The sequence below is a fragment of the Aeromicrobium sp. Sec7.5 genome (genome assembly GCF_036867135.1).
In the GTDB taxonomy this organism is placed as follows: domain Bacteria; phylum Actinomycetota; class Actinomycetes; order Propionibacteriales; family Nocardioidaceae; genus Aeromicrobium.
Genome location: NZ_JBAJIJ010000001.1, coordinates 2,296,449 through 2,319,185, shown reverse-complemented (window position 1 = coordinate 2,319,185; position 22,737 = coordinate 2,296,449). Strand labels below are relative to the sequence as shown.

Below are 22,737 nucleotides of genomic sequence, written 5' to 3'. Positions count from 1 at the left end.
GGCCGGAACGTAGGGAGGCCCGGTGACGAGCCGGTGGACCTCAGATGACGCCCAGGTGGCGCACGGTGGCCCAGAGGTTCAGGCCCAGGAAATCAGGCCCAGAGCGTCGTGCCGAACTGGAACCAGATCAGGCTGGCGACGACGACGTACCAGAGCGCCACGATGAGGACCCGCCACTCGTTCACGAACCGGGTGACCGCTGCGTCGGGTCGGTACTCGATGAGCACCTGACCGATCGAGACGACGAACATCGGGATCATCATGAGCCACACGACCATGCAGTACGGGCAGAGCACCTGGATGTCGTAGATGCTCTGGCTCTGCAGCCACGTGACGAAACCGATGCCGAACGTGACGCCGATCGCGATGCCGCCCCAGAACCACCGGGGAAGGGTGACGCCGGAGACCAGGAGCACGCCGAGCAGCACGACCATCGTGAATCCGACGATGCCCATGAGCGGGTTGGGGAAGCCGAAGACCGACGCCTGCCACTGGTTGACGACGCCGCCGCAGCTCACGAACGCGCTGAGGTCGCAGGCGAGCGCCTCCTGCGGGTTCTCCAGCAGGTTGACCTTCTCGATCGTGAGGATCAGGGCGGAGGCGAGGGCGATGCCGCCGGTGATGATCAGGAAGACGCCGTAGCCCCGCAGGCCCTCGCGGAGCTCGGTCGCACGGGGCGCGGGTGTGGTGTCGGTCTCGGTCACGCCGACAGTCTAGGCAGGAAGGGTGACACTCCGACGTACCATCGGTATGGTGACATCCGCAGTGTCACATCACCACGGGAGCCGCTCATGAGTACCGACCACGTCGACGTCCTGATCGTCGGAGCCGGTCTCTCCGGCATCGGGGCCGCTCACCGGCTGCGCGAGATCTCGCCGACCTCGACCTTCACGATCCTGGAGGCGCGGGACCGCGTCGGCGGCACGTGGGACCTGTTCCGCTACCCCGGCATCCGTTCCGACAGCGACATGTACACGCTGAGCTACCCGTTCCGGCCCTGGACCAACCGCAACTCGATCGCCGACGGTGCCGAGATCCGCCAGTACATCGAGGACACGGCCGAGGCCGACGGGGTGGTGCCGCACATCCGGTTCGGCCACCGCGTCAGCCGGGTCAGCTGGTCCAGCGACGACGCACGCTGGACCGTCACGGCGACGACGGCGGGCGATGAGACGACCGTGACGGCGTCCTTCGTCTACTTCTGCAGCGGCTACTACTCCTACGACACCGGGTACACCCCGGAGTTCCCCGGTCTGGAGTCGTTCGACGGCACCGTGGTCCACCCGCAGTTCTGGCCCGAGGACCTCGACGTCAGCGGCAAGCGCGTCGTGGTGATCGGCTCCGGCGCCACCGCGGTCACCCTGCTGCCGTCGCTGGCCGACCAGACGGCCCACGTGACGATGCTGCAGCGCTCGCCCACGTTCATCACGAGCCTGCCGCAGGTCGACCCGCTGGCCGGGGTGACCCAGAAGCTGCTGCCCGCCGGTCTCGCGCACCGCTTGAACCGGTTCCGCAACGCCTCGATCGCGGTGGGCTTCTACGAGTTCTGCCAGCGCTTCCCGCGGCTCGCCCGCCGGATCCTGCTGACCCGCGCTCGGCGCGCGGTTCCGGAGGGCTTCGATGTCGACACGCACCTCAACCCCAGCTACGACCCCTGGGACCAGCGCCTGTGCGTCGTGCCGAACGGCGACCTGTTCCGTGTGCTGCGCCGCGGCCAGGCCGACATCGTCACGGGGCACATCGCCGGCTTCACGCCCGACGGGATCGAGCTGACGGACGGGCGCCGCCTGGAGGCCGACGTCGTCGTGACGGCCACCGGCCTGCAGCTCGTCAACTTCGGCACGGCCGAGGTCGAGGTCGACGGTCAGGTGCTGGACGCCCACGACCTGTACACGTACAAGGGCCTGATGTTCAGTGGCGTGCCGAACCTGGCGTGGTGCGTCGGGTACACCAACGCCTCGTGGACCCTGCGGGCCGACCTGACCTCGCAGTACGTCGCGCGGTTCGTCGAGCACCTGCGCGCCACGGGGCGCCGGTTCGGAGCCCCGCACCCGGACGGTCCGGGTGGCGAGGAGCGTCCGCTGCTCGACCTGACCTCGGGCTACGTCCAGCGCGTCGCCCAGCAGATGCCGCAGCAGGGATCGACCCGCCCGTGGACGATCCGCCAGAACTGGTGGCTCGACTCGATCGATCACCGCCGCACCGACCTGGACGAGGCCATGATCTGGGACGTCGCCCCGGCGAAGGCACCGACCGCCGTCTGAGCGTCAGCCCCGCGCCGGCTGGCAGTGCGGGCACCAGAACGCGTTGCGCTCCTGCGTGGGCACGTCGCCGAGGTCGGTGTCGCGGATGCGGGTGCCGCACCGCCGGCAGGGCTTGCGCTCGCGGTGGAACACCCATCGCTCCTGGCCGCGGCGCGTGCTGCCGGTGAAGGAGCGCTCCCAGCGCGTGGAGTTGACCCGGATCATCTGCTGACCTCGCGAGACGAGCCGGCGCAGGTCGGGCACGTCGGCGACCGCGGTGGTGGGATGGATCCCGAGCACGAACAGCATCTCGTTGACGTACTCGGTGCCGAAGCCGGCGAGGTTGCGCTGGTCGAGCAGGGCCGTGAACACCTGGCTGTCCGGGCGCGTGGCCAGGCGCGCGAGAGCTTCATCGAGGTCCCAGTCGGAACCCAGCAGATCGGGCCCGAGGTGGCCGACCACGGTGTCCTCGGCGTCGCGCGGCACGAGGTCGACCATGCCCAGCCAGAACCCCACGGCCTGGCGATCTGCGGTCTCGAGCACGAGGCGGGCCGAGTGGGCCGGACGCCGCCACCCGGTGCCGTGGGGGTGGACGTGCCACACCCCCTCCATCTTCAGGTGCGTGTGGATGGTCCACGGGCCCACGCGGGTGAGCAGGTGCTTGCCGCGGCTGACCGTCTCGTCGACCACCAGGCCCGTGAGGTCGGCGGTGGCGTGCTGGGGCACCCGGAAGTCGGAGACGGTCAGGACCCCGCCTGACAGACCCTCGTGCAGCTTCGCGGCGGCGCGGAAGACGGTGTCACCTTCGGGCATCGAGCTGGAGTCCCTTCGGGTGGGCGCGGAAGCCTGCAGCGGCCATGGCCTCGCCGAGAGCGGTGCCGCCGACGGTGCGGTCGTCGACCGTCTCGACGCGGAGCCGCCCGACGCGACCCGTGCGCCCGAGATCGGCCAGGGCGGCCGCGGCGGCCACGAGATGGGCGGGGTCGTCGGTGAACGTGAGGATCCGCCGTGCGCCGCGCTCGACGTAGGCGACGAGGGCGCCGTCGTGCAGCAGCACGAGCGAGCCGGCCCGGCGCGAGGGGCGGTGCGTGCTGTCGGCCGCGGCGAGCGTGTCGGGCCATCCCAGGGCCGCGCCGAACGGTTGGGCGGGGTCGGTGGAGGCCAGGGCGTACGCGGCCCCGGTGGACTCGTCATCGCTCTCGCGCACGTGGGAGCGCAGGACGTCGATCGTGGACGTGGCGGCGAACTGCGCCGCGCCCAGGCCCTCGACGAACATGCCGCGGAGCACGGCGCCGCGGTCCTCGGCCTCGCGCAGCACGCGGTAGACGTCGGCGAACCCACCCGGCACCTGCTCGGCCATGACCGCCCCGCGCGTGAGCACGCCGTGCCTCGCCACGAGCACCTCGGCACGGGTCACGGCACGTCGTGTGGGATCGACCGGGTCGTCGGGGAGGGCGAACCAGCGGCCCGCGAGCGCCGGCGGCGCGGCGGGACGCAGGGCGCGCGCGTTGAGCCGCCGGGGCCGGCTGGTGGGCCGAGAGCTCCGGGTGGTGCGGACCCCGGCACGCGACCGCACCGGGGCGAAGGAGTCGTTCGAGACCAGGCCGGCCCAGGCGAGGTCCCAGACGACGTCGGCGGCGCGGGACTCCGGGTCGTCGAGGCCGGGCACGAGCTCGGTGAACCGGAAGGCCCCGCCGGCGCGGAGCTGGCCGAGGACCTCGGTGTGGAGACTGGTGAGCTCGATCTCGACCGGGTCCTGGAGCCCGGCGAGATCGGCGGGGAGCAGCCGGAGCCAGCCGTCGGACCGGCCGAGCGTGCCCGCACCGACCCACACGACCTCGCCCTCGGCGAGCAGGGCGTCGAGCATCGCGGGGGAGTAGTCACCGACGCGGGCGGGCAGCACGACCGACTCCCAGGCGCTGGCCGGGAGGGCGACGCCGGCGAGCTGGTCGATCGTGTCGAGCAGGCCCGTCTCGCCGCGGCGGCGGCGGTCGAGCGCGTGCCACCCCGGCAGGAACCGCACGAGCGTGCTGGTGTCGACCGGCTCGACCTGACGCCGGGCGGCGGCCAGGCTGCGCCGGCGGAGGCGGCGCAAGACCTCGGCGTCGACCCACTCGGTCCGGTCGTGGGCCTGGGTGCTGGAGTCGGCGTCGGTACGGAACTCGCCCTCGACGAGGCGGCCGTCGGCGGCGAGCCGGCGCAGGACGTCGCGCACCGGCCCGACGCCGAGGCCCCAGCGGCGAGCGAGCTCGGAGGCGGAGAACGGCCCGTGCGTGCGGGCGTGCCGCGAGACGAGGTCGCCGAGGGCGTCGGCGGGTGACTCCAGGTGGGCGGCCGGGACGCCCAGCGGGAGCGACACCCCGAGCGCGTCGCGGAGGCGCCCCGCGTCCTCGACGGTCGCCCACATGGGTTGGCCGCCCACGTTGACCTCGAGGAGACGCCGCGCGTCCTGCAGCCCGGCGAGCCACGCATCGGCCTCGTCGGGCTCGACCATGCGCTCGCGGACCTCCGACGCCGGGATCGGTCCGAGGCGGCGCACGAGATCGGCCACCTGCTCGGCGTTGCGTGCCCGGAAGTCGGCCGCGGTGCGCTGCAGCTCGGCCTCGACGTCGCGCACGACCTCCGGGTCGAGGAGGTCGCGCAGCTCGGCGCGGCCGAGGAGCTCGGCCAGGAGTCCGGAGTCGAGGGACAGGGCGGCTGCGCGACGTTCGGCCAGCGGTGCGTCGCCCTCGTAGAGGAACGCGGCGACGTACCCGAACACCAGGTTCTGGGCGAACGGTGAGGCCTTGTCGGTCGTGACCTCCACGACCGCGACCGTGCGGTCGTCGATGCCCCGCATCAGGCGGGTGAGGGCGGGAAGGTCGTAGACGTCCTGCAGGCACTCGCGGGCCGTCTCGAGCAGGATCGGGAACTCCGGGTGGCGGCGGGCCACCTCGAGCAGCTGGGAGCCGCGCTGGCGCTGCTGCCACAGCGGAGCACGTGCTCCGGGGTTGCGCCGTGGCAGCAGCAGGGCACGGGCGGCACACTCGCGGAAGCGGGCGGCGAACAGCGCCGAGCCGCCGACCTCGGTGGTGACGATGCGCTCCAGCTCGTCGGGGTCGAAGGCGAACAGCTCGGCCAGGGCCGGCGCGGCGTCGCCGTCGAGGTCGGGCAGGCGCGCCACGATGCCGTCGTCGGACGCCACCACGGCGCCGTCGAGGTCGAAGCGCTCGCGGATGCGGGCGGCGACGGCCAGGGCCCACGGTGCGTGCACCCGCCGGCCGTAGGGCGAGTGGAGCACGACCCGCCAGTCGCCCAGCTCGTCGCGGAAGGACTCGACGACCAGCGTGCGGTCGGTGGGCACGACGCCCGTGGCGGCCCGCTGCTCGGCCAGGTAGGCGTCGAGGTTGGTGGTGGCGCGGTCGTCGAGCAGGGAGCCGGGCGGATCGTCTGCTGACCCTTCGAGGCTCGTCGTTCCTCCTCGCACCTCAGGGGACGGGGAGGTGGTGCGGCGCTCGCGGACCGCCGCGCCGATGGCCTCGCCGAGCTCGGCGGATCGTCCTGCGGCGTCGCCCTTCCAGAACGGCAGCCGTGCGGGCAGCCCGGGCGCCGGCACCACGATGACGCGGTCGTGCGTGATCTCCTGCACGCGCCAGCTCGTGGCGCCCAGCGAGATGACGTCCTGGAGGCGGGTCTCGTAGACCATCTCCTCGTCGAGCTCACCGACCCGTCGTGGCGCCGGCCGGCTGGACGTGGACTCCTCGTCGACGGGCAGGACCACGGAGAACATGCCGCGGTCGGGGATCGTGCCGCCGTTGGTCACGGCGAGTCGCTGGGCGCCGGGCCGCCCGGTCAGCGTGCCGGCGTCGCGGTCCCACACGACCCGGGGCCGCAGCTCGGCGAAGTCCTCCGACGGGTAGCGGCCGGAGACCAGGTCGAGCACCGCCTCGTAGACGCGCCGCGGCAGCGTGGCGAACGGGGCCGAGCGGCGGACCGTGGAGAACCAGTCCTCGACGTCGATCGGGTCGAGGGCGCACGCGGCGACGGTCTGCTGGGCGAGGACGTCGAGGGGGTTGGTGGGGACGCGGAGGGCCTCGATCGCGCCGGCCATCATGCGCTCGGCCGTGACGGAGGACCCCAGCAGGTCGGTGCGCGAGGTGGGGAACATGACGCCGCGGGAGAGCGCGCCGACCTGGTGGCCCGCGCGGCCGACCCGCTGCAGGCCCGATGCCACGGTGGGCGGGGAGCCGACCTGGACGACGAGGTCGACCGCACCCATGTCGATGCCGAGCTCGAGGCTGGACGTGGCGACGACGCACGGCAGGCGCCCCGTCTTGAGGTCGTCCTCGATCAGCGCGCGCTGCTCCTTGCTGACCGAGCCGTGGTGGGCGCGTGCGACCAGGTCGTCGGTGCCGTCGGCGACGCCCTTGGACTGGTTGCTGCCGCCCGAGACCTGGGCCGGGGCCCGGGAGTCGACCGCGGGGTCGCGCGCGTGGCCCTGGCGGTCGGCCCAGGCCTCGTTGAGTCGGGACGTGAGCCGCTCGGCGAGCCCGCGGGAGTTGACGAACACGAGGGTGGACCGGTGGGCCAGGACGAGGTCGAGCACCTGACGCTCGACGTGGGGCCAGATGGTGCCCGCCGGGCTGTCCTCGTCGATCGCGGGGATGTCGGTGAGGTCCTCGACCGGCACCCGGACCTCGAGCGCGAGGTGGCGCGGCGAGGGCGGCGCGACCGTCTCGACGGGGCGGCCACCCCCCAGGAAGCGGGCGACCTCCTCGGCGGGACGGACCGTGGCGCTCAGGCCGACGCGCCGCGCAGGCCGTTCGAGCAGGGCGTCGAGGCGCTCGAGGCTGAGGGCCAGGTGCGCGCCGCGCTTGGTGCCCGCGACGGCGTGGACCTCGTCGACGATGACGGTGTGCACGTCGCGCAGCGACTCGCGGGCCGCGGACGTGAGCACGAGGAACAGCGACTCGGGCGTGGTGATGAGCACGTCGGGCGGGTGGGTGGCCAGCCGCCGGCGTTCCTGCTGCGGGGTGTCGCCGGAGCGGATGCCGACGCTGACGTCGACGACGGACTCGCCTTCGCGGGCCGCGGTGCGGGAGATGCCGACCAGGGGCGAGCGGAGGTTGCGCTCGACGTCGACGGCCAGGGCCTTGAGCGGCGAGACGTAGAGCACCGAGGTGCCGCGCGCAGGCGCGTCGGGTGCGCGGGGCTCGCGGTGCAGCAGGCCGTCGATCGCGCTGAGGAACGCGGCGAGGGTCTTGCCCGAGCCGGTGGGCGCCACGACCAGCAGGTGCCGGTCGTCGGGCGCGGACCAGGCGGCCGCCTGAGCGGCTGTGGGCTCGCCAAGGCTCTCGCCGAACCACGCACGGGTGGCCGGCGCGAATCGGTCGAGCGGGTCGGGCACCCTGACATCGTCGCAGCGACCACCGACACCGCACGGCGGACGGGTCTGCCGGAGGGGGCGGTGAGTCAGCCACCGAATGAGGACCACGCCGGGGTGGGCGGTGAGTTCTCCACCGTATGAGCGCTCATACGGTGGCTGAGCCACCGCCCTCGGTGGACCACTCACCGCCCCCTGGCGGGGAGGGTCCGCGTGTCCCCACCGGATCCGTGGGCCCGTCGGGCATGCTGACCGGCATGAGGTTCCGTCTGATCGCCGTCGCAACGTCCCTGCTCCTGGTGGCCGCAGCCTGCAGCGGCGGTGACTCGGGCTCGGACGACCAGGAGTCGACCACGGGCGAGAGCCAGACGGTCGTGCAGGTCTCGCCCCTGACGGGGATGGAGTTCGGGGGAGAGCCCCCCGTCAACCCGGTCTTCGTGGTCAAGGTCGAGAACAGCAAGTCGGGCGCCCCCCAGTACGGCGTGAACCAGGCCGACCTGGTCGTCGAGGAGATGGTCGAGGGTGGCATCACCCGGCTCGCGGCGTTCTACCACACGACGCTGCCGGACAAGATCGGCCACGTCCGCTCCCTGCGCGGCACCGACGCGGGCATCGCAGCGCCGGTCGGGGCCCACGTCGTGGCCTCCGGTGGCGCTGGACCCGCGTACGACGCGGTCGGTGCGGCGGGCCTGACGACCTACACCGAGGACAACAACGCGCCCGGGTTCAGCACCGACTCCGCGAAGAAGCGCCCCTACAACCGCCTGGTCGACCTCGCCTCGCTCGCGTCGCAGGCCGCGGCCACCGAGATTCCCGGGCCCTACTTCCAGTTCACCCCGGTGGGCGAGGAGCAGCCGGCCTCGGCGGGAGCGCGCCCGGTCACGTCGGGCACGGTCGTCTTCTCCCGCAGCCACACCACGACGTTCGGCTTCGCCGACGGCGGGTGGACGCGCACCAACGGCTTCGCCGCCCCGGGCGAGGAGTTCGTGGCGAACAACCTCGTCGTGGTGTTCGCGCCCGAGCGCGATGCCGGGTACCGCGACCCGGCCGGCAACCCCGTGCCCGAGACGATCTTCCAGGGCAGCGGCGCCGGCGTCGTCGTGATCGGCGGGCAGGCGATCGACGTGACCTGGTCGAAGGAGTCGCTCGGCAGCACGCTCTCCTTCACCGACGCGGCGGGTGAGCCGGTCACGATCCCGGCGGGCAAGACCTGGCTCGAGCTGGTCTCGCAGGACCGGGGCTCGGCGACCTTCCAGTAGCCGCAGCAGGCGACCGGGTCAGTCGGCGACGAGCTGGCCCAGCGTGCGCAGGCCGGTCAGGATGACGTCGATCGACTCGGCGACCCGCGCACTGGCCAGGTCGGGGTCGCTGGACTCGGCGACGAACTCGGCCGAGGAGCGGATGGCTCCGTAGAACACCGCGGCGAGCGCCTCGCGATCGACCGCGACCTCCCCGATGTCGTCGACGAGGCGGTTGACGGCGTCGTGCACGAAGCCCAGCGACGCGGCCCGCTCGGACTCGGCGAACGCCTCCTGACCCAGGGCGACCGGAGCCTCCTGCATGCAGATGCGGCGGTACTCGGTCTCGCGGCTGACGTCGAGGTAGGCCCGCAGTCCGGCCCGGGCCTGCTCCCACGGGTCGTTCTCGGCGTCGAAGGCGGCGCGGATGCTGCGGATCGCCGACTCCTGCAGCTCGGTGAAGACGGCGTCGAACAACGCGAGCTTGCTCGGGAAGTGGTGGTAGAACGCGCCCTTGGTGACGCGGGACGCCGCGACGACCTCGTCGAGCGAGGTGCCGGCGTAGCCGTGGTCGGCGAACAGGCGGGTCGCGCTCTGCACGAGGGCCCGCTTGGTGCCCGACGAGTACCCGCGCCCCGACGACGTGCCGGTGGCCTTGCGGGCGGCGCGAAGGACCTTCGCCGGATGAGTCATGCCTCACATCCTAGAGGGGCGTTCCTCAGGTGTGGGGGATCACATGGTCCTGATAGGGCCTGACCTGCGCAAATGCGCCATACTCGAAGTACGTACTCTGAGTACGTTCCCCCCGACGGAAGGATCGCGACCATGACCTGGGATGCCTACCATCGTCGCAAGACCATCGTGACCGACGTGCTGGCGATCGCCGACGCGGACGCGAGAGTGACGCTCGACGCCGCGCTGGACGCCGTTCCCGGCTCCCGCGACGTGTACCCCGACGACCACCTGCTCCTGCTCGACGTGCAGCTGCGCTGGGCGTCCGCCCTGAGTGCCCGTCTCGACCAGCTCGTCGGCGAGGGTGACGACACGCCGGAGATCGGCGTCGTCAACGCCTGGGTCGACACCGCTGCCGTCCTGCCCGGCGCTCGGCGCCTGCTCGACCGTCACCGCGGCACGCCCGTGCTCGCCAAGGCGGTCGCGAAGGAGAACACGCTGCTGGCCCGCGCCGCGGGCGTCCCGGCGATGTCCCCCTCGCTCGGCGAGCGAGGCCGTGAGATCGCCGACTCGGCTCGCGTCGTCGCGGTGCTGCCCGAGATTGCGGCCACGGTCGAGCCGTCGCCGAGCCTCCTGACGCGGCTGCGCAACGCGCTCGCCGCCTGACAAGACCCCCGCGCGCCGCTCTCCCTCGGCCGCGCGGGAAGCGTGACCCCCGTCGTGCCCCTGACTCCCTCCGGGCACGGCGGGGCGTCCGGCAGGTGTGGCTAGCGCTCGGTGGCTGCGCGGAGCATCTCGAGCTTGACGGAGAGCTCCTCGTCGATCGCGACACCGAGCTGCTCGCGCAGGATCGCGACCGTGACCTGGCTGGCCGTGGGCAGGAGGCTCTCGGTCAGCGCCAGGATGTGGTCCCAGTCCGACTCGGGCAGGCCCGCCTCGAGGAACGGGTCGATGATCTCGGCCGACACCGACGCCACGAAGGCGTCGGCGATCGTGCGCAGGTGCTGGCGCATGAGCGGGTACAGCTTGATGACGGTCCCGGGGTCCAACCCCAGGTTGACCACGGTGGCGCCGATCCGCACGATCTGCGGCTGCAGGAGCTCGACGTTGTCGTCGTCGAGCCAGCGCACGAGCCCGAGCGTCGCGAGGTCGTCGATGAGCTGGGCGTCGCGATCGACCCCGGCGAGGGCGGCCAGGCCGTCGCGGGACATGATCTCGGGCTCGACGTCGTGCGGCTCGTCGAGGATGCGCAGGAGATCGAGCGTGTGTCCCGCGACCGCCGGACGCGCGTCGCGGATGCTCGACTCGATGGCCTGCAGCGTGAACCCGCGGTCCAGGAGCTCGCGCACGAGCTGCAGCCGCTGCACGTGCTCACGGCCGTAGTAGCCGGTGCGTCCCTCGAGACGGGGCGGGGGGAGGATGCCGCGACCGGCGTACGCCCGGACGTTCCGGACCGTCATGCCGACGTGGGCCGCCAGGCCGTCGATCAGGAACTCGTCATCGCCGTCGGCGCCGGTTCCGGACGCGGGGTCAGCCATGCGGGCATCATAGAGGCATGGGTGCATGGCGGGGTCGTCTTCTCGTCGCCACCCCGGCCATCGAGGACGGGGTGTTCGCGCGCAGTGTCGTGTTCCTGCTCGACCACGACGCCCACGGTGCGCTCGGCGTCATCGTGAACCGGCCCCTCGACTCCGAGGTGCACCGCGTGCTGCCCGGGTGGACGTCGTCGGTGACCTCCCCGACGTTGCTCTTCCAGGGCGGCCCGGTCGAGGCCGACGGTGCACTCGCGGTCGGGGTGCTCGCCGATCCCGCGCCGGCGGACGGCCCGCCCCCGGGCTGGCAGCCCATGGCCGGACGCGTCGGTCTGGTCGACCTCGACGGTGCCCCACCCGCACCGCAGCACCTCGCGGGGCTCCGCGTCTTCGCGGGGTACGCCGGCTGGTCGCCGGGACAGCTCGAGGACGAGGTCGAGGAAGGGGCCTGGCTCGTGCTCGACGGCGAGCCGGGCGACCTGATCAGCCGCCACCCGGAGTCGCTGTGGCGTGACGTCGTGCGCCGACAGCCCGGCGACCTGCGGTACTGGACCACGCTCCCGGACGATCCCAGCGACAACTGACACGGGCTCGCGTCCTGGCCCACGACGTCACCGGGGCCGCGTACGATGTCGGCGTGGGATTCTTCGGCCGCGGAACGCAGACCGTCCTCGACGAGCGCACTGACCTGCGCACCGAGGACGGTGACCACGAGCGCTTCAGTCACTACGTCCCCAAGGACGTCCTGACCGAGGCCATGGTGATGGGCACGCCGGTCGTGGCCCTGTGCGGCAAGGTCTGGGTGCCGAGCCGCGACCCGCAGCGATTCCCGGTGTGCCCGGAGTGCAAGGACATCTGGAACTCCATGCAAGGCGGCGGCGACGACGGCGAGGGGTCCGGTTCCGGCTCCTCCGGCTCGGGTGAGTAGCACCCGGTTACGGGCCTGGCAGCGCGCCGCCTTCGAGGAGTACACCCGGCGTCAGCCGCGTGACTTCATGGCGGTCGCCACGCCCGGTGCCGGCAAGACCACGTTCGCGCTGACCCTCGCGGCCGACCTGCTCTCGCGGGGCGTCGTCGACCGGGTCGTCGTGGTCGCGCCCACCGAGCACCTCAAGGTGCAGTGGGCCCAGGCGGCGGCGGGCGTCGGCATCGCGCTCGACCCCACGATGGCCGGCGGCGGGGTGCTCGGCTCGGACTTCACGGGCTTCGCGGTCACGTACGCGGGCATCGCCACCAACCCCACGGCCTACCGCGTGCGCATCGAGCACCGGCGCACCTTCGTGATCCTCGACGAGGTCCACCACGCGGGCGACGCGTTCACGTGGGGCGACGCGGTGCGCGAGGCGTGCGAGCCGGCGGCGCGCCGGCTGTGCCTCACGGGCACCCCGTTCCGCTCCGACGACAGCTTCATCCCCTTCGTGCAGTACGCCCCGGCCGACGACGGCACCCTCGTGAGCGTCGCGGACCACAGCTACGGCTACGGCAACGCGCTGCGTGACGGCGTGGTGCGGCCCGTCCTGTTCATGGCCTACTCGGGCGACCTCCACTGGCGCACCCGCGCGGGCGACGAGATCCAGGCCCGCCTCGGCGAGCCGCTGGGCCGCGACGGCAACGCCCAGGCGCTGCGCACCGCGCTCGATCCGAAGGGCTCCTGGATCCCGGCGGTCCTCACGGCGGCCCACCGCCGGCTCACCGAGGTGCGTCGCGACGTGCCCGACGCCGGTGGCCTCGTGATCGCCTCCGACCAGACCTCGGCCCGCGCCTACGCCGCGATCCTGGCCGAGGTCACGGGCGTCGAGCCCGTCGTGGTGCTGAGCGACGAGGCGGGCTCGAGCCAGCGCATCGCCGAGTTCTCCGCCGGCATGGAGCCGTGGATGGTCGCGGTGCGCATGGTCAGCGAGGGCGTCGACATCCCGCGGCTGTCGGTCGGGGTCTACGCCACCACCACGTCCACGCCGCTGTTCTTCGCGCAGGCCGTCGGTCGCTTCGTGCGGGCCCGCCGCCGGGGCGAGACCGCCACGATCTTCCTGCCCAGCGTCGCCGGTCTCCTGGGGCACGCCAGCGACCTCGAGCGGATGCGCGACCACGTCATCGGCCGGCCGATCAAGGACGAGGACGACCTGTTCGCCGCCGAGGCCGAGCTGCTCGCCGCAGCGCAGGAGGCCAAGGCGGGGTCGGCGGAACTGCAGAACCAGTACCAGGCCCTCGGCAGCCAGGCCTCGTTCGACAAGGTGCTCTACGACGGCGGCGAGTTCGGCTACGACGGCCTGGTCGAGGACGGCGAGGAGCTCGACCTGCTGGGCATCCCCGGTCTGCTCGAGCCCGACCAGGTCGCCGAGCTGCTGCGTCAGAGCCGGCGTTCCAAGGCCGCGCAGCCGAAGGTCGACCGCGTCTCGGAGGAGACCGTGCTGCACGAGCGACGCAGTGAGCTGCGCCGCGAGCTCAACGGCCTGGTGGGTGCGTGGCACCACCGCACGGGAGCGCCGCACGGGGTCACCCACACGCGTCTACGCGACTCCACGGGAGGCCCGCCGGCCGCGTCCGCCTCGGTCGAGGTCCTCCAGCAGCGCATCGACCTCGTCCGCACCTGGGCCATGCGCGCTTCGAGGTAGGGCCGGTTTCAGCGGCAGCGGGTCGCCGTCTCGGCCGCGGTTCGAGCGTCCAGTGCCCACATCAGGGCCGTAGGGCTGGTGCTAGCGTGGCGAGGTCCCCGCGGGAGTCCGAGGCATCGGGCTGAGAGGGAGCTGAATCCGCTCCGACCGTCACACCTGATCCGGGTCATGCCGGCGAAGGAAGTGTGATTCATGTCAATGCGCGTCACGGTCCGAGGTGCCGGCATCATCGGTCTGTCGGTGGCCGAGGAGCTGCTGCGGCGCGGGCACCTGGTGCGGGTCGTCGATCCGGCGCCGGCGCGTGGAGCCTCGTTCGCGGCGGCCGGCATGTTGTCTCCGGCCGCCGAGGTGTGGCACGGCGAGCACGACGTGCTGCGGCTCGGCTTGGCCTCCTTGGCCCTGTGGCCCGATCTCGCCCAGCGTCTCGACGTACCGCTGGTCGACACCGGGACGCTTTTGGTCGGCGTGGACGCGGGCGACCTGCAACAGGTGAGGCGCCAGGCCGACCTGCTGGCGCGGCACGGCGTGCAGGTCGAGGAGTGGTCGAGGCGGCAGGTCGTCGAACGCGAGCCGAGTCTCGATCGGGTCGCCGGCGGTGTCTGGGTGCCGGGCGAGGGCAGCGTCAACCCGCGCGAAGTGTGCGCCGCGCTGCTGGAACGGGTCCGAGTGGAACCGGAGGAGCCGACCGACTGGCGTGCCGATGTCACGGTGATCGCCACGGGATCGGTCCTGCCTGAACCGCACCGCCATCTCGTTCGAGGCGTGCGCGGCGAGATCCTGCGGCTGCGCACCGACGATCCGCCGTCGCGCACGGTGCGCGGGTGGGTCTCCGGCGAGCCGGTCTACCTCGTGCCACGGCGACCTGAGGCCGCGGGGCCGGCCGAGGTCGTGGTCGGGGCGACGAGCGAGGAGCACGACGGTCTGCCCGTCGTCACGGCCGGGGGAGTCCTGCGGCTGCTGGCCGCGGCCCGGGTGGTGTGGCCGGCGCTCGATCGCGCTGAACTGGTCGAGACCACGGCCCGCGACCGGCCCGGCACGCTCGACGGTCTGCCGCTCATCGGTCCGACGGAGCGATCCGGTGAATGGCTCGCGGCCGGTCACTACCGCCACGGTGTGCTGCTCGCGCCGCTGACCGCTCGCCTGATCGCCGAGGCGATGGACGATCCGCGTTCGGCGGTCGACGCCGCTGTTGACCCTCGACGTTTTACTTCTCGCCAACCAGGAGGAATCCATGCCCCTCACGCTCAACGGTGAGCCTTTCGACGAGCTGGCCGAGACCGTCGCCGACCTCGTGCGGTCGCACCTGACGGACTCGGGTCCGCGCGGCGTCGCAGTCGCGGTCAACGCGGCGGTGGTGCCGCGTAGTGAGTGGTCCCGCCACCGCCTCGTGGATGGCGATGCTGTCGAGGTCGTCACGGCGGTGCAGGGCGGATGAGCGCGTCGGCCGATCCGCTCGTCATCGCGGGGCAGACGATGTCCTCACGGCTGTTTCTCGGCACCGGGGGGCTGCCGCAGGTCTCGCTCGTGGGCCCGGTGCTCGCGGCGGCTGAACCCGCGCTCGTGACGGTGTCGATGCGCCGCGCCTCGGGCTCGGGAGCCAGTGGCTTGCTCGAGCAGGTCCGTGACGTCGGGGTCCGGGTGTTGCCGAACACCGCCGGTTGTTTGTCGGTCCGAGAGGCGGTGCTGACGGCCGAGTTGGGTCGGGAGGCGCTCGAGACCGACTGGGTCAAGCTCGAGGTCATCGGTGACGAAGTGTCCTTGTTGCCGGATGCAATCGGACTGGTCGAGGCCGCCGAGCAGCTCGTGCGCCGCGGGTTCACAGTTCTGCCGTACACGACCGACGACGCGGTGATTGCCCGCCGGTTGGTCGATGCCGGCTGCGCGGCGGTCATGCCGTTGGGGTCGCCCATCGGCTCGGGCCTGGGGGTGCTCAACCCACACGCGATCGAATCGGTCTGCGCCGCCGTGGACGTCCCGGTCGTGCTCGACGCTGGCGTCGGCACCGCCAGTGATGCGGCACTGGCGATGGAGCTCGGCTGTGATGCGGTCCTCGCCGCGACGGCAGTCACCCGGGCCGAGTCCCCGGTCATGATGGCCCGCGCCTTGCGACTCGCCGTGGAGGCGGGGCGCCTGGCCCATCAGGCCGGCCGGATTCCTCGGCGCGTCGTGGCACGGGCGTCCTCCCCGATGACGGGCAGGATCGAGGCGCCGTGACGGCCGGGCCGCTGCCGCGGTTGCTGGTAATGACCGATCGGCATCAGCTGCCGGACGGAGCTGGCCTCGTGTCGACCCTGGGGCGCTGTTCCGAGGCGGGTCTGAGCCACGTCGTGCTCCGCGAGCTCGATCTCGACCGGGAGCAACGCACCCGCTGGGTGGCTGAGCTCACCGCACTCGGCCTCGCGGTCGTGACGGCCCACGGCGCGCTCGTCGGTGCATGGGGTGCGCACCTTGCCGCCGGGCAAGACCCGTCGGCTGCGGGGGCGAGGCCGTTCGGGCAGTCCTGCCACGATCGCGCCGAGGTCGCGTCGGCGGCCGGCCGGGGAGCGGGATGGGTGACGTTGTCGCCCTTCGCGGCGACTGCCTCCAAGCCGGGCTACGGTCCGCCGCTGCCCGAGCAGGCCTACGCCGGACACGGGCTCCCGGTCTACGCTCTCGGTGGGATCACGCCCGACAATGCATCATCGGCGCTCGCTGCCGGCGCCCATGGCGTCGCCGTGATGGGTGAGGTGATGCGCGCCGCCGATCCCGGGGCGGTGGTGAGGGCGTTGCTGGATGAGCTCGGCGTCGCCTCGTGCTGACCTCGGTGACCTGACCTCAGTCGGCCTTCCGGCCCCAGTGGTGAGTCGGCTGGCGGGAGACGCCGCGCAGCACGCCGAGTACAGCTAGCAGCCGCCGACGATGCGGCGGGCGAGGTCGAGCCAGCCGTGCAGGATGCGCTCGACGTCGATCCCCTTCGTACGCAGCGCGTCGAGCAGCTCGATCTCGAGCGGGGCCATCAGCGCCGTGGCCAGGAGCCGGACGTCGCCCGTGACGCCGAGCTCGAGGAGCAGGTGGTGCACGTGCTGCACGACGAACGAGGTCGCCGGGCTGGATCGGCTGCCTGCGGCACCGGCGGCCCGAAGCAGGTCGGCGTGCGTCATCGTGGTCTCGAGCCGTGAGCGACCGAACGCTTCCAGTCGCTCCCACGGGGGTGCCCCGGGTCCGAGTGGCGGCGGCCCGGAGATGACCTGGGCCTGCCAGTGCGCCTCGCTCTGGTCGAGCACCGCGACCATCAGGCCCGCGCGGCTGCCGAACCGGCGGAAGACGGTGCCCTTGCCCACGCCGGCGCGGGCGGCGACATCGTCCATCGTGACCGCCTCGGCGCCGTTCTCGGCCACGAGCTGCTGCGCCGCGCACAGCAGCGCAGCCCGGTTTCGGGCGGCGTCGCTGCGCTCACCGACCGGCTCCCCGGCGAGGGGGAGTGGCAGGAGGACGGGCGAGTCGCTCATGGGATCTCACTGTAGGTCGCGGGCCGCTGGGCGGGAGGTGAAAGGTGACGAGCACCATAACCGGACCGCAGTCCGTTACGTGTACCCTAGCAACCGGACCACAGTCCGCTTCACTCGATCCCAGGAGCATCCCATGTCTGACACCACCCACGTCGCCGTCCTCGTCGGCAGCCTGCGCGCCGACTCCGTCAACCGCAAGGTCGCCGAGTACCTGCGCGACCACGCCCCCGATGGCGTCACCCTCGACGTCGTCGAGGGCATCGACGCGCTGCCGTTCTACAACGAGGACGTCGACGCCGGCTCGGCCCCCGAGGCCGCCGAGCGCGTGCGCGGTGCGGTGGCGCAGGCCGACGGCCTGCTGCTCGTCACCCCGGAGTACAACGGCACGATGCCGGCGGTGCTGAACAACGCGATCGACTGGCTCTCGCGTCCGTACGGCCAGGGCGCCATCACCGGCAAGCCCGTCGCCGCGATCGGCGTGACCCCCACCCCCTACGGCGGCGTGTGGTCGCACGAGCACGCGCTGAAGTCGGTCACGATCGCCGGCGGCATCGCGCTCGAGGACGTCACCGTCTCGCAGACCTCGATCGACGTCGACGTGCTCGGCACCGAGGAGGTCATCGCGAAGCTCCAGGGGGCGGTCGACGCGATCGCCGCGTTCCGGCCGGTCGCCGTCGCCGGCTGAGTGCGGCCGGGAAGGTCTCACCCTCGTCCGGCGTTGGGACGAGGGTGAGGCTCTCCGTGCTCGATCTCGTCCCCGTCCGCACCGACCAGTCCACGGGCGACGCCGTCCGTGCCAGCACCGGCCTGGCCCGTGCTGCCGACCGGCTCGGCTTCGAGCGCTACTGGGTGGCCGAGCACCACAACATGGCGTCGGTGGCCGCCACGAGTCCGCCGGTCCTGATCGCGATGCTCGCTGCCGCCACCGAGCGCATCCGTCTGGGCTCGGGGGGCGTCATGCTCCCCAACCACGCGCCGCTCGCGGTGGCGGAGCAGTTCTCGCTGCTGGAGGCCGCGTACCCGGGTCGCATCGACCTCGGCATCGGGCGCGCCCCGGGCTCGGACCCCGTCACGTCGGTCGCGCTGCGCGGCGCGGCGGGCCGCGGTGACGACGACGTCCGCCTCTTCCCGCAGTACCTCGACGACGTCGTGGCGCTGATGGGCGCTGCGGGCGTCAAGGTCCCGGTCCCGCAGGCGCTGAGTCGAGGTCCCTACGTCCTCAAGGCCACGCCCGCGGCGGCCAGCGTCCCGCGCCTGTGGTTGCTCGGGTCGTCGATGTACTCCGCGCGCCTGGCGGCCGAGAAGGGCCTGCCGTACGTCTTCGCGCATCATTTTTCCGGTCAGGGCACCCGCGAGGCGCTCGCGTTCTACCGCGAGAACTTCCAGCCGAGCGACCTGCTCGAGCGGCCCACGACGTTCCTCACCGCCAACGTCGCGGTCGCCCCCACGGCCGACGAGGCGCGGGACCTCGCGCGTCCGAACGCGGTCAACATGGCGCGACTCCGGGGCGGGCTGCCGATGCACCCGCTCGCCCTGGTCGAGGACCCCGTCGACGATCTGCCGCCGCAGCTCGAGCCCCTCGTGGCGTCATCGCTGCGCCAGGGCGGGGTGGGTGACCCGGCTGCGGTCGCCGCCCACCTCACGGAGCTGGCCACGGAGCTCGGTGTCGACGAGGTCATGCTGCACCCGATCGTCTCCGAGCACGTGGGCGTCGCGCCGGGCGAGGCGCCGGCGCGCGTGCGCTCGATCGAGCTGCTCGCGGAGGCGCTCGCGTCCTGATCGCGTCGACGCCCTCGCCAGCGGTCCGAGGTGGTGGAAAGTCGCCGGTCCGTGCTCTAGCGTCACAGTTCCGCTGTCACGATGAGGAGCACCGATGCGACTGCCACTGCGCCGCGATCACTGGGAGCGCGAGATCGATCGGCTCGATCCCGTGCAGGACCGGCTGCGGGTCACCCAGATCCTGTCGATGCACGAGTTCCCCTGGGACCTGCAGCAGGCGTTGAGCTTCGCGCTGTTCCGCACGTATGCGGTACCGAGCATCGGGCGGCTGCTGTTCGACACGGGGGAGTTCACGACCGACACGCAGCGGCGGCACGACGACACCGTCCTGATCCTCGAGGGGATCATCGAGCACGGCCCCGACTCCGAGGTCGGGCGGCAGTCCGTGCGACGCATGAACCAGATGCACGGCAGCTACGACATCAGCAACGACGACATGCGCTACGTGCTCGCGACCTTCGTCGTGATGCCGGTGCGGTGGGTCGACGACTACGGGTACCGCGCGCTCCGCCCGCACGAGGTCGAGGCGACGGTCGAGTACTACAGCAGGATCGGCGCGCTCATGGGCATCAAGGACCTGCCCGGCGACTACGCCGGCTTCAGCCGCCTCCTCGACACGTACGAGGCCGAGCACTTCACCCCGGACCGCAAGACGCGGGCGGTCGCCGATGCCACGCTCGAGCTGCTGATCTCCTTCTACCCCAAGCCGCTCGCCCCCGCGGTCGACGCCTTTGCCCGGAGCCTGATGGACGACCACCTGCTGGCGGCGTTCGGTTACCGCAAGCCGCCGGCGCCGGTGCGCTGGGCGTCGCGGGCCGCCCTGCGCCTGCGTGGCCGGCTGATCGCCCGCCTGCCCGCTCGACGTGAGCCGACGTACGCGCGCGACCTGGCGCGGGTCGCGAGCTACCCGAACGGCCACATCGTGGCGCGTCTGGGCACCTTCCCCGAGACGATGCCGAGCGACGACGTGCTGGCCGAGCGGGTCAGCGCGACGGGCTGACCCGGGCGCCGGCGTCAGCGAGCTCCTGGCGCACGTGGATGAGGTTCTCCGGTGTCACGGCGGCCGTGAGGCCCTCGATGACGCGGACGCCGAAGCCCTCACGGGCGGCGTCGAGCGCCGTGGCCCGGACGCAGTGGTCGGTCGCGATGCCGACGACGTCGACGTGCGTGACTCCGGCGTCACGCAACCAGTCGGCCAAGAGCCTGCCGCCGGAGTCGCGTCCCTCGAAGCCGGAGTACGCGGCCTCGTACTCACCCTTGAGGAACACGGCGGCGAAGTGGTCGGCGCGCAGCGGCTCGTGCAGCTCGGCGCCGGGCGTGCCGACGACGCAGTGCCGAGGCCACGAGTCGACGAAGTCGGGCGTCTCGGAGAAGTGGCTGCCCGGGTCGATGTGATGGTCGCGGGTGGCGACGACGGTCGCGTAGGCGCCGGACTCGACGAGCGCGGCGACGTCGGAGGCGACCTGGGCGCCACCGGCCACCGCCAGCGAACCGCCCTCGCAGAAGTCGTTCTGGACGTCGACCACGATCAACGCTGTCGATGCTGGAGCCTTCATCGTTCCAGTCTAGGGACGGGGTCGTTCACCGCCCTGTGGCCCGGATGTGCTCTCATGGAGCCCAAGCGTGAGCAGTGCTCTCGAAAACAGCTTCTCGAAGACTTAGGGGTCCGCATGAGGGAGTCGGTGAACGCGAACGACCTGGTCGTCTTCGTCGTGGAGGTGGTCGTGTTCGTCAGCCTCGGGATCTGGGCGTGGCGGCAGGGCAACCACGTCGTCACCAGCGGGCTGGCCGTCGTGGCCGTGGTCGGTCTCGCTGCCGTTCTGTGGGGGGTGTTCGTGTCGCCGCAGGCGCCCGTGGACCTGGTGGCGACGAACGTGGGATTCCGGCTGGTGGTCCTGGTGGCCGGGCTGGCGGCTCTGGCGACCCTGGTCTCGCTGCCGGTCGTCGCCGCCGTCGCTGTCGTGACGGCCGTCAGCTCGGTGCTGATCTACGTGGGGCCCTTCAGCCGTTGACGACGGGCGGTCAGCCGAGCAACGTGTCGAGCACGGGGCCGCCGGGGGAGAGCTGGGTCGCGACGAGCGGCAGCTCGGCCATCGCCGACTGGTGGTGCGCGGTGGACTGCTGCAACGTCGGACGGTGCACGCGCTCGCCGGCGCGGACCAGCTCGACGAGCAGCGACCGGTCGTCGCCGTCGTGCGCCGGCGGTTCGCCCACGCCCACGAGCTCGGTGCGCGCGACGCCGCCCGTGAGGCGGCGCACCGCGAACTTGCGGCCGCCCACCGAGGTCTTCTCCGTGCTGGCCTTCGCGACCGACACCATGGCGCCGGTGTCGTCGGCCCGCGAGACGAGCTTGTAGACGAAGCCCGAGGTGGGCACGCCGGAGCCCGTGACGAGCGACGTGCCGACGCCGTAGCCGTCGACGGGCGCAGCGGCCAGCGCGGCGATCGCGTGCTCGTCGAGGTCGCTCGTCACGATGATGCGGGTGTCGGTGGCGCCGAGGTCGTCGAGCTGGCGACGCACCTGGTGCGCCAGCGCGACGAGGTCGCCGGAGTCGATGCGGACGGCCCCAAGACCCGGACCCGCGACCTCGACCGCGGTGCGGATCGCCTCGGCCACGTCGTAGGTGTCGACGAGCAGGGTCGTTCCGGTGCCGAGGGAGTCGACCTGCGCGCTGAAGGCGTCGCGCTCGGTGTCGTGCAGCAGCGTGAAGGCGTGGGCGCTCGTGCCCGTGGTCGGGACACCGTGCGTGCGGCCGGCCTCGAGGTTCGACGTCGCGGCGAAGCCGACCAGGCACGCGGCGCGAGCGGCGGCCACGGCGGCCTGCTCGTGCGTGCGGCGCGAGCCCATCTCGATGCACGGACGTCCGGCAGCCGCCGAGACCATGCGGGCGCCGGCCGAGGCGATCGCGGAGTCGTGGTTGAGGATCGAGAGCAGCAGCGTCTCGAGCAGCACCCCCTCGGCGAACGTCGACTCGACCACGACGACGGGGGACTGCGGCAGATAGACCTCGCCCTCGGCATAGCCCCAGATCGAGCCCGTGAAGCGGTAGTCGGCGAGCCAGTCGAGGGTCGGGGCGTCGACGACCTCCGCGTCGCGCAGCCAGGCGAGCTCGTCGTCGCCGAACCGGAACTGCTCGAGCGCGTCGAGCGCGCGACCGATGCCGGCGACCACGCCGTACCGGCGTCCGCCGGTGAGTCGGCGGGAGAACAGCTCGAAGACGCTCGGCCGGTGCGCCGTGCCGTCGGCGAGGGCCGCCTGCAGCATCGTCAGCTCGTAGCGGTCCGTCAGCAGCGCGGTGGAGGTCACGCGGCCAGCGTAGGACGAATTGGTGGGGACGATGATGCATGCGGGCTGCCCCAGGTGCCGGAAAGCACCGTCCGTGCTCTGGGGCTCATCGCTGCAGCGACCAGCACCCCTCAGACTGCGTCCATCTGTCAGGCCGATCCCCGCGGGTTTGTGAGTCGCTCGCCCTGGGTCACAATGGGGGACGTGCCCAAGACCGCTCCCGTCGAGCATGCCGACACCGAGGTCGACACCGATGTCGGCCTCGACCTCGTGGTGGACCGACCCTGGGTCACGATCGTGTGGAACGACCCGGTCAACCTCATGAGCTACGTGGCGTACGTGTTCCGCACGTACTTCGGCTACACCGAGGAGAAGGCCGACACGTTGATGATGGCGGTGCACCAGGAGGGGCGCGCGGTCGTCTCCAGCGGTGGCCGTGAGGAGATGGAGCGGCACGTCCAGGCGATGCACGACTACGGCCTCTGGGCCACCGTGCAGAAGGACGACGCATGACCCCGTCCACGAA

23 protein-coding genes and 1 riboswitch are annotated in these 22,737 nt (G+C 72.3%); of the genes, 15 read left to right on the top strand and 8 right to left on the bottom strand.

Annotated features, from left to right (window positions below; genetic code table 11):
• Positions 1 to 92 precede the first annotated feature (92 nt).
• Positions 93 to 704 carry a vitamin K epoxide reductase family protein gene (locus V6S66_RS11680; protein WP_334206914.1) on the bottom strand — a complete coding sequence of 204 codons (612 nt, stop codon included), beginning with the start codon at positions 702 to 704 and terminating at the stop codon, positions 93 to 95.
• Positions 705 to 791: 87 nt separating this feature from the next.
• Here V6S66_RS11680 and V6S66_RS11675 point away from each other — a divergent pair, with 87 nt between their 5' ends.
• Positions 792 to 2,264 carry a flavin-containing monooxygenase gene (locus tag V6S66_RS11675; RefSeq protein WP_334206913.1) on the top strand — a complete coding sequence of 491 codons (1,473 nt, stop codon included), beginning with the start codon at positions 792 to 794 and terminating at the stop codon, positions 2,262 to 2,264.
• 3 nt (positions 2,265 to 2,267) lie between these two features.
• Here the strand turns inward: V6S66_RS11675 and V6S66_RS11670 are convergent, their stop codons facing one another.
• A complete protein-coding gene (locus V6S66_RS11670) occupies positions 2,268 to 3,056 on the bottom strand; it encodes a DNA-formamidopyrimidine glycosylase family protein (RefSeq protein ID WP_334206912.1) in 789 nt (262 codons plus the stop codon).
• Complete coding sequence (locus V6S66_RS11665) at positions 3,043 to 7,629, bottom strand: ATP-dependent helicase (protein WP_334206911.1); 4,587 nt, start codon at positions 7,627 to 7,629, stop codon at positions 3,043 to 3,045. Before V6S66_RS11665 ends, V6S66_RS11670 begins: the two co-directional genes overlap by 14 nt.
• Before the next feature lie 233 nt (positions 7,630 to 7,862).
• On the opposite strand from V6S66_RS11665, the gene V6S66_RS11660 reads away from it, so the two are divergent.
• On the top strand, positions 7,863 to 8,864 hold the full coding sequence (locus V6S66_RS11660; RefSeq protein WP_334206910.1) for a DUF3048 domain-containing protein: 1,002 nt from the start codon (positions 7,863 to 7,865) through the stop codon (positions 8,862 to 8,864).
• Positions 8,865 to 8,882: 18 nt separating this feature from the next.
• On the opposite strand, the gene V6S66_RS11655 is transcribed toward V6S66_RS11660, so the two are convergent.
• Positions 8,883 to 9,536: a TetR/AcrR family transcriptional regulator gene (locus tag V6S66_RS11655; protein ID WP_334206909.1), complete on the bottom strand. Its 654-nt coding sequence runs from the start codon at positions 9,534 to 9,536 to the stop codon at positions 8,883 to 8,885.
• Between the two features lie 132 nt (positions 9,537 to 9,668).
• On the opposite strand from V6S66_RS11655, the gene V6S66_RS11650 reads away from it, so the two are divergent.
• Positions 9,669 to 10,181, top strand: coding sequence for a hypothetical protein (locus V6S66_RS11650; protein ID WP_334206908.1), 513 nt, complete (start codon positions 9,669 to 9,671; stop codon positions 10,179 to 10,181).
• A gap of 101 nt (positions 10,182 to 10,282) precedes the next feature.
• On the opposite strand, the gene V6S66_RS11645 is transcribed toward V6S66_RS11650, so the two are convergent.
• Positions 10,283 to 11,053, bottom strand: a complete 771-nt coding sequence (locus V6S66_RS11645) for a MerR family transcriptional regulator (protein WP_334206907.1) — start codon at positions 11,051 to 11,053, stop codon at positions 10,283 to 10,285.
• Between the two features lie 17 nt (positions 11,054 to 11,070).
• Here V6S66_RS11645 and V6S66_RS11640 point away from each other — a divergent pair, with 17 nt between their 5' ends.
• From V6S66_RS11640 to V6S66_RS11610, 7 genes are all read left to right on the top strand, one after another.
• Complete coding sequence (locus V6S66_RS11640) at positions 11,071 to 11,631, top strand: YqgE/AlgH family protein (RefSeq protein ID WP_334206906.1); 561 nt, start codon at positions 11,071 to 11,073, stop codon at positions 11,629 to 11,631.
• Positions 11,632 to 11,684: 53 nt separating this feature from the next.
• Positions 11,685 to 11,975 carry a DUF3039 domain-containing protein gene (locus V6S66_RS11635; protein ID WP_334206905.1) on the top strand — a complete coding sequence of 97 codons (291 nt, stop codon included), beginning with the start codon at positions 11,685 to 11,687 and terminating at the stop codon, positions 11,973 to 11,975.
• A complete protein-coding gene (locus V6S66_RS11630) occupies positions 11,968 to 13,659 on the top strand; it encodes a DEAD/DEAH box helicase (RefSeq protein WP_334206904.1) in 1,692 nt (563 codons plus the stop codon). The genes V6S66_RS11635 and V6S66_RS11630 overlap by 8 nt, the downstream gene beginning before the upstream one ends.
• 90 nt (positions 13,660 to 13,749) lie before the next feature.
• Positions 13,750 to 13,860: riboswitch (TPP riboswitch) on the top strand.
• A complete protein-coding gene (locus V6S66_RS11625; RefSeq protein WP_334206903.1) occupies positions 13,852 to 14,913 on the top strand; it encodes an FAD-dependent oxidoreductase in 1,062 nt (353 codons plus the stop codon). Its footprint overlaps the riboswitch before it by 9 nt.
• Positions 14,891 to 15,094: a sulfur carrier protein ThiS gene (thiS, locus tag V6S66_RS11620; RefSeq protein WP_334206902.1), complete on the top strand. Its 204-nt coding sequence runs from the start codon at positions 14,891 to 14,893 to the stop codon at positions 15,092 to 15,094. The genes V6S66_RS11625 and thiS overlap by 23 nt, the downstream gene beginning before the upstream one ends.
• The gene (locus V6S66_RS11615; RefSeq protein WP_334206901.1) at positions 15,091 to 15,873 is read left to right on the top strand and encodes a thiazole synthase; all 783 of its coding nucleotides are present in this window, start codon (positions 15,091 to 15,093) and stop codon (positions 15,871 to 15,873) included. Before thiS ends, V6S66_RS11615 begins: the two co-directional genes overlap by 4 nt.
• 29 nt (positions 15,874 to 15,902) lie before the next feature.
• The gene (locus V6S66_RS11610) at positions 15,903 to 16,457 is read left to right on the top strand and encodes a thiamine phosphate synthase (protein ID WP_334206900.1); all 555 of its coding nucleotides are present in this window, start codon (positions 15,903 to 15,905) and stop codon (positions 16,455 to 16,457) included.
• Between the two features lie 84 nt (positions 16,458 to 16,541).
• Here V6S66_RS11610 and V6S66_RS11605 read toward each other — a convergent pair whose 3' ends face one another.
• Positions 16,542 to 17,147, bottom strand: a complete 606-nt coding sequence (locus V6S66_RS11605) for a TetR/AcrR family transcriptional regulator (RefSeq protein ID WP_334206899.1) — start codon at positions 17,145 to 17,147, stop codon at positions 16,542 to 16,544.
• Between the two features lie 133 nt (positions 17,148 to 17,280).
• On the opposite strand from V6S66_RS11605, the gene V6S66_RS11600 reads away from it, so the two are divergent.
• The 3 genes from V6S66_RS11600 to V6S66_RS11590 all read left to right on the top strand — a co-directional run bounded on the left by V6S66_RS11600 (position 17,281) and on the right by V6S66_RS11590 (position 19,926).
• Positions 17,281 to 17,832: an NADPH-dependent FMN reductase gene (locus V6S66_RS11600; RefSeq protein ID WP_334206898.1), complete on the top strand. Its 552-nt coding sequence runs from the start codon at positions 17,281 to 17,283 to the stop codon at positions 17,830 to 17,832.
• Between the two features lie 56 nt (positions 17,833 to 17,888).
• Positions 17,889 to 18,926: an LLM class flavin-dependent oxidoreductase gene (locus V6S66_RS11595; RefSeq protein WP_334206897.1), complete on the top strand. Its 1,038-nt coding sequence runs from the start codon at positions 17,889 to 17,891 to the stop codon at positions 18,924 to 18,926.
• A 94-nt stretch (positions 18,927 to 19,020) separates the two neighbouring features.
• The gene (locus tag V6S66_RS11590) at positions 19,021 to 19,926 is read left to right on the top strand and encodes an oxygenase MpaB family protein (RefSeq protein ID WP_334206896.1); all 906 of its coding nucleotides are present in this window, start codon (positions 19,021 to 19,023) and stop codon (positions 19,924 to 19,926) included.
• On the opposite strand, the gene V6S66_RS11585 is transcribed toward V6S66_RS11590, so the two are convergent.
• A complete protein-coding gene (locus V6S66_RS11585) occupies positions 19,910 to 20,482 on the bottom strand; it encodes an isochorismatase family protein (RefSeq protein WP_334206895.1) in 573 nt (190 codons plus the stop codon). The genes V6S66_RS11590 and V6S66_RS11585 overlap by 17 nt on opposite strands.
• Before the next feature lie 114 nt (positions 20,483 to 20,596).
• Here V6S66_RS11585 and V6S66_RS11580 point away from each other — a divergent pair, with 114 nt between their 5' ends.
• On the top strand, positions 20,597 to 20,938 hold the full coding sequence (locus V6S66_RS11580; RefSeq protein ID WP_334206894.1) for a DUF2568 domain-containing protein: 342 nt from the start codon (positions 20,597 to 20,599) through the stop codon (positions 20,936 to 20,938).
• A gap of 10 nt (positions 20,939 to 20,948) precedes the next feature.
• On the opposite strand, the gene V6S66_RS11575 is transcribed toward V6S66_RS11580, so the two are convergent.
• Positions 20,949 to 22,232, bottom strand: coding sequence for a nicotinate phosphoribosyltransferase (locus V6S66_RS11575; RefSeq protein WP_334206893.1), 1,284 nt, complete (start codon positions 22,230 to 22,232; stop codon positions 20,949 to 20,951).
• Positions 22,233 to 22,406: 174 nt separating this feature from the next.
• Here V6S66_RS11575 and clpS point away from each other — a divergent pair, with 174 nt between their 5' ends.
• Positions 22,407 to 22,724 (top strand): ATP-dependent Clp protease adapter ClpS, encoded by a 318-nt coding sequence (gene clpS / locus V6S66_RS11570; RefSeq protein ID WP_334206892.1) that lies wholly within the window; start codon positions 22,407 to 22,409, stop codon positions 22,722 to 22,724.
• Positions 22,725 to 22,737 lie beyond the last annotated feature (13 nt).